The sequence below is a fragment of the Teichococcus wenyumeiae genome, assembly GCF_003696345.1.
GTDB classification, from domain to species: Bacteria; Pseudomonadota; Alphaproteobacteria; order Acetobacterales; family Acetobacteraceae; genus Pseudoroseomonas; species Pseudoroseomonas wenyumeiae.
The window spans coordinates 1-5,213 of record NZ_RFLX01000093.1 but is presented as its reverse complement, the minus strand read 5'-3'; the positions used below and the strand labels follow the sequence as shown (position 1 = coordinate 5,213).

Here is a 5,213-nt window from a genome sequence, read left to right as displayed (position 1 = left end):
CCTCGAGAACTTCCAAGGTGGCGCGGCCAGAGACCGGATCGGAGCCAGACCGGTTAGTCAGACAGTCCAGTCACAGACCCTAGGGCCCGATCCGGCGCGCCAGCGGCGCCCCATGAGGGGCAGGCTGGGACGCATGCAGCCGAACACCCCATCCCCGATCCTCCTCTCCGTCTTCCCCGCTGGCCCGGGGGGCGGCAATCCCTGTCCGGTCGTGCTCGATGCGTGTGGCATGGATGCCGATGCCATGCGGGCCGTGGCGGCCGCCCATGGCCATGAGAGCGGCTTCGTGCTGCCGCCGGAGGACCCCGCCTCCGCCGACATCCGCTTCCGCTTCTTCGTGCCGGAGCACGAGATGGAGATGTGCGGCCACGCGACCCTGGGGGCAGCCTGGCTGCTCCGCGCCCATGGGCGCGTGGCGGGGCCGGAGTTGCGCATTGAGACGCTGTCGGGGCTGGTGCGAGCCATCTTCGGCCCGGATGGCGCCGTCGAGGTTACCCAGCCTCCAGGCCGGGTGGAGGCGGTGGAGGAACCGGGCGCCGTGCTTTCCGCGCTGGGCCTGACGACCGCCGACCTGGCCCCCGGGGCCTCCGTGGTGAACGCCGCCACCAGCCGCGTGAAGACGCTGGTTCCCCTCGCCGCCCTGGCGCGCCTCCATGCCCTCGCGCCAGACCCGGCCCGGGTGCGGGCGGCCTGCGAGGCGATCGGCTCCACCGGCCTGTATCCCTGGGCGGCGGGTCCGGACGGCGCCGTCCACGCCCGCCAGTTTCCGCGCAGCTCCGGCTATCCGGAGGACGCCGCAACCGGCATCGCCGCCGCCGCCCTGTTCTATGGCCTCGGCGCACCGGCAGGAGGGCTGCGGGTCCGCCAGGGAGAGGCGATGGGCCGCCCGAGCGAGATCCAGGTCCGGCCCGATCCGGATGGCCCCGGATGCCGCCTCGGCGGGCGCGTGGAGCTGCTGTCATGAGGCGCCGCACCCTTCTCGCCGCGGCTGGCGCCTTGGCCGTTCGTCCGGCCCTGGCGCAGTCCTGGCCTAGCCAGCCCATCCGCCTGGTGGTCCCTTACGCGGCCGGTGGCCCGACCGACGTCGCGGCCCGGCTGCTGGCCGAGGCGCTCTCCGCCACGCTGCCACAGCGGGTGATCGTGGAGAACCGCACCGGTGCGGGCACCGTGGTCGGCACCGGTGCGGTGGCCAGTGGTCCGCGCGATGGTCATACCTTCCTGGTCGCGACCGTCGCCCATGTGGTGAACCCTGTGCTGGTGGCGAACCTGCCCTTCGACCCGGTCGAGGACTTCCGGGGCGTGGCGCTGATGGGCACCGTGCCGCAGGTCGTGCTGGTGAGCCGCGACCTCCCAGCCCGGACCTTTCCTGAGTTGCTGGCGCTGTTCCGCAGCAGGCCGGGCGAATTCGCCTATGGCTCCGCGGGCAATGGCAGTGCGCAGCACCTGGCTGGTGAACTCCTGAAGAAGCAGGCGGGCCTGGACCTGATCCATGTGCCCTACCGCGGCGCGGCACCCGCCGTCGCGGATCTGATGGCCGGTCAGGTCGCCATGGTGATCGACAGCGCCGCGACCGCGATCCCCATCGCCCGGTCGGGACAGGCCCGCGCCTTGGCGGTGACGGCACCGGCCCGCCTGCGGCCGTTGCCCGCCATTCCCGCCGCCGCCGAAACGCTGCCGGGCTACGACGCTTATACCTGGAACGCCCTGCTGGCCCGGGCAGGGACACCGGCCGAAGCGGTGGACCGCATGAACCAAGCGAGCAATGCCGCGCTCGGCGGGCCGGACCTGCGGGCGCGGCTGGAGGATCTCGGTATCACGGTGGTTGCCGACAGCACGCCGCCCAAGGTCGACGGCTTTCTGCGCAGCGAAGCCGCCAAGTGGCAACGCTTGCTGCGGGAGGCGGGAGTGAGGGCGGACTGAACGCTCAGAATGCCGTCCTATCCTGGACATGGACACCTCCCGCCTGTGCGGGAAGTGGCTGAGGCCAGACACCCACTTGGCAAGCCAGATCGGTCCGAAGCATGCTGCCGAAGCTGGCCATTAGCGGAACGTCCGCTATCCGGACGACTGCATAGGAAAGCGGCCGTTGGACCGCGGTTCTGCTGGGCGACGTCCCCGCTCGCACGGCACCAGACCCTCCACATCTTTGAACATGGCTTCCTGATGATCCCGGCCGCGATGACCGTAGCCGGTGAACCAGGGAGGACATCCAATGAGCGTGTCATCGGGCGGTCCTGGCGAGGAGGAATCCTATTCCAGCAGGATGGCGTCATGGAACCGCGGCAGGCTGATCGGCCAGAAGCCTCCGCTCAAGCTGTGCGAGGTCTGGGCCATCCGGATACGACTCCAGCCTCAGGAGCGGCTGCGGGATCTTGCCATGTTCAACCTGGCGATCGACAGCAAGCTGCGGGGCTGTGACCTGGTTGCCCTGCGGGTGGACGATGTCCTCCTGAGTGGACGGGTACGACCCCGGACCACGGTTCTGCAGAAGAAGACAGGAACGCCGGTGCAGTTCGAGATTACCGAGCAGACGCGGGAGACCGTGCTGCAGTGGATGGCCTGCAGCGGGCGGCGGCCTGGCGACTACCTGTTCCCGAGCCGGATCGGCAGGAACAAACCTCTGACGACCCGACACTACGCCCGCTTGATGGATCGCTGGGTCACGTCGGTCGGGTTGGATCCGGCCTTGTACGGCACGCACTCGCTGCGCCGGACCAAGGTGGCGCTCATCTATCGCCGCACCGGCAACCTGCGGGCGGTCCAACTTCTCCTGGGGCATACAAAGTTGGAAAGCACTGTCCGGTACCTCGGCATCGAGGTGGATGACGCCCTGGCCATCTCTGAGCAGGTGGATATCTGAAGGAGCGGCGGCTGTCCCCCAGCCGCCCGCTACCTTCATCAGGCATATGCCTAGTCGGATTGGCTACCACCGGAAGCAACTCGAAGCGGACATGGCGGCCTGCCTCTTTGCGGTGCCTCTACTGCTCTGAGCGTGCCATACGTCGCCATTCGGAGAGCTTCATTGTCCCGGTTAGATCCGGCCTTGGAGTGTCTGGCAGGATGCTGATGTATTCGAGGGAATGGCCGTCAGGGTCGTTGAAGTAGACGCTGGCCGCAGGCATCCACGGAAAGACGATAGGCTCATCGATCTCGGGGCCACTGCCACCCGCGCGCGGAGTCACTCCCTTGGCACGGAGCACCTCGACCGAGCGGATCACATCCTCCAGCGTTGCCGAGAAGGCGATGTGTAGCCGCAGGCGGATCGGAGAGGAATGGATCGACCAGAGACCCAGCATCGAGCGCTCCTTGCCACCGATCCAGAAGAAGGCTGCATGCCGCTTAGGAACGGTGTGGGCAAGTTCCAGACCAACGATGTCTCTGTAGAAGGCGATGGATTTTTCGAGATCACCTACCGTGAGGTGGCTTTCATACAGACCGGATACCGGAATCATCGCTATCTCCTGCTTGGTACGATTATTAGAGCAGGAGCTTGGCCTTTTTTCTCGGCGATGGAACAGGTCTGCATGGTCTGCTTGCCACCCTATCCAGCGGTTGCCCAACAGGTCTACCGCCGGAGGCGACCCATAGCTGACCTTATGTTGCTCTAAACTCCAGGGCCTATGGTGATACGCCTACCCTATGACCAAAGACCTGATCACCCTCGCTGTTGCCGAACATAATGACATCGCCGATTTCAAGAAGGAGCTCCAAGATGCCTTCGCAATAGCCGTAGTCAATGAGTTCGGATCGCTGCCAGACGGACCAATTCCATCCGATGAGGTCCTTAACAACTCAATCAGCGCTCCAGATTCCGTGGTGTTGCGCATCCTTCGCAATGGTCAGAAGGTCGGTGGTGCTGTGCTCACCATCAACACAGAGAATCATCATAATTCACTTGACCTCTTCTTCCTGAAGGTGGGCCAGCATGGCCGCGGTATCGGCCTTGAAGCTTGGTTCGCCATCGAGCAGAAGTACCCTGAGACGATTACTTGGCAGACACACACCCCATATTTTGAGAAACGGAACATCCACTTTTACGTCAATAAGTGCGGCTTCAAAATCATCGAGTTTTTCAACAAGTACCACCCGGATCCAAACCAACCTGCCCAGGATGACGTGCCCGGCGGAGATGGTGATGCGTTCCAGTTCGAGAAGATCATGCGAAGCGTTGAAGGCGTAGCCAAAGGCGATCACGCCTAACCGGTTCCCACCCCTTCCGGCGGTTGCCTTGGCTGGGCAGGCTGCCGCCGGATGTGACTCCAAGCGGACCTAATGTGCCCCATCATTGCGCGCAGACGGCTTGGTTGTCTGGCTGGTCTCGGCGGCGGCTGCCTCCATGTCCTTCCTCTTCCTGCCAAGCAGAACAGCCGGAAGCACTGCCAGGAGGGAAATGCCAAGTGGTGGGAATAGAACCGGAAGAACCAATAAGGCCGCCAAAGCGGTGAACAGGAACACAAGGAGCGCCGTCACGAAGGTGCCAATTCTGGAGTAGAAGCTCTGAGTGGGCGTGGCCTTCATGGCTATCAAGTCGCTCAGCGCCTCTTTGGCCGCGGCTCCCCAGCGTGGCATCAGGCTCCGAGGGATGGCCGCGTAAACGAATGAGCCTTCGCCAATGGGGAAGAAGGCATCGGCCCACTCCGGGGAAAACCGATGAGGCTCCCAAACAACTGGTTGGCGGTACCTGGCGCGATTGCACGGATCTGATTGGTGTACGGGGACACCGCCGCGCGCATCGGGGGCATCGCAGTGCAGGACAGACCCGTCTTGCTCCCAGGCAACAACTGGAACCTGCGACGGGTAGTCCCGAGAGATGGGAGAGTAGTCGAGGTATCCGGTGATCAGGAGTTCAACAGGGCTACTCACTCCAGCCACCACGTGACGAACACGCGCGGCCCCATCGAGCGCCAGGCGGACCCGCTGGGTGGGCACGGCCAGCGCCACTTCACCATCCCTGACAACCGTGGTGTTTGCGGCCTCCGACCAAGCCAGGGCGAGGTAGATAGCTGCGCCTCCTATAACGAGGCCGCCTCCCAAGCAGATCGAGAGACTTGCTAATAGGGAGCGGATCTTGAGCTTCATGGCCTGAGCTTGCTTTGCGCTGCCGTGCGTATAGCCCCCGCCCCAGTGCCAACCTAGGCTCAGGACCTATTAATGAGCCTCTTGAGCTTTGATCTTGCTGTGATTCCATGGCGTCGGAGGTGCTGCCATGGCTG

General features: G+C 64.5%; 6 protein-coding genes. 4 read left to right on the top strand and 2 right to left on the bottom strand.

The features are described from left to right. Positions 1-133 precede the first annotated feature (133 nt). The 3 genes from EBE87_RS27530 to EBE87_RS27520 all read left to right on the top strand — a co-directional run bounded on the left by EBE87_RS27530 (position 134) and on the right by EBE87_RS27520 (position 2,860). A complete protein-coding gene (locus EBE87_RS27530) occupies positions 134-964 on the top strand; it encodes a PhzF family phenazine biosynthesis protein (protein WP_120640917.1) in 831 nt (276 codons plus the stop codon). After that, positions 961-1,920, top strand: a complete 960-nt coding sequence (locus tag EBE87_RS27525; protein WP_120640916.1) for a tripartite tricarboxylate transporter substrate binding protein — start codon at positions 961-963, stop codon at positions 1,918-1,920. Before EBE87_RS27530 ends, EBE87_RS27525 begins: the two co-directional genes overlap by 4 nt. 292 nt (positions 1,921-2,212) lie before the next feature. Then, on the top strand, positions 2,213-2,860 hold the full coding sequence (locus tag EBE87_RS27520; protein WP_233553468.1) for a tyrosine-type recombinase/integrase: 648 nt from the start codon (positions 2,213-2,215) through the stop codon (positions 2,858-2,860). Positions 2,861-2,978: 118 nt separating this feature from the next. Here EBE87_RS27520 and EBE87_RS27515 read toward each other — a convergent pair whose 3' ends face one another. Then, entirely contained in the window at positions 2,979-3,452 is a 474-nt protein-coding gene (locus EBE87_RS27515; RefSeq protein WP_120640914.1) for a VOC family protein, read from the bottom strand. 187 nt (positions 3,453-3,639) lie between these two features. On the opposite strand from EBE87_RS27515, the gene EBE87_RS27510 reads away from it, so the two are divergent. Further along, on the top strand, positions 3,640-4,200 hold the full coding sequence (locus tag EBE87_RS27510) for a GNAT family N-acetyltransferase (protein ID WP_120640913.1): 561 nt from the start codon (positions 3,640-3,642) through the stop codon (positions 4,198-4,200). A gap of 69 nt (positions 4,201-4,269) precedes the next feature. Here the strand turns inward: EBE87_RS27510 and EBE87_RS27505 are convergent, their stop codons facing one another. Next, complete coding sequence (locus EBE87_RS27505) at positions 4,270-5,079, bottom strand: hypothetical protein (RefSeq protein ID WP_120640912.1); 810 nt, start codon at positions 5,077-5,079, stop codon at positions 4,270-4,272. Between the last annotated feature and the right edge of the window lie 134 nt (positions 5,080-5,213).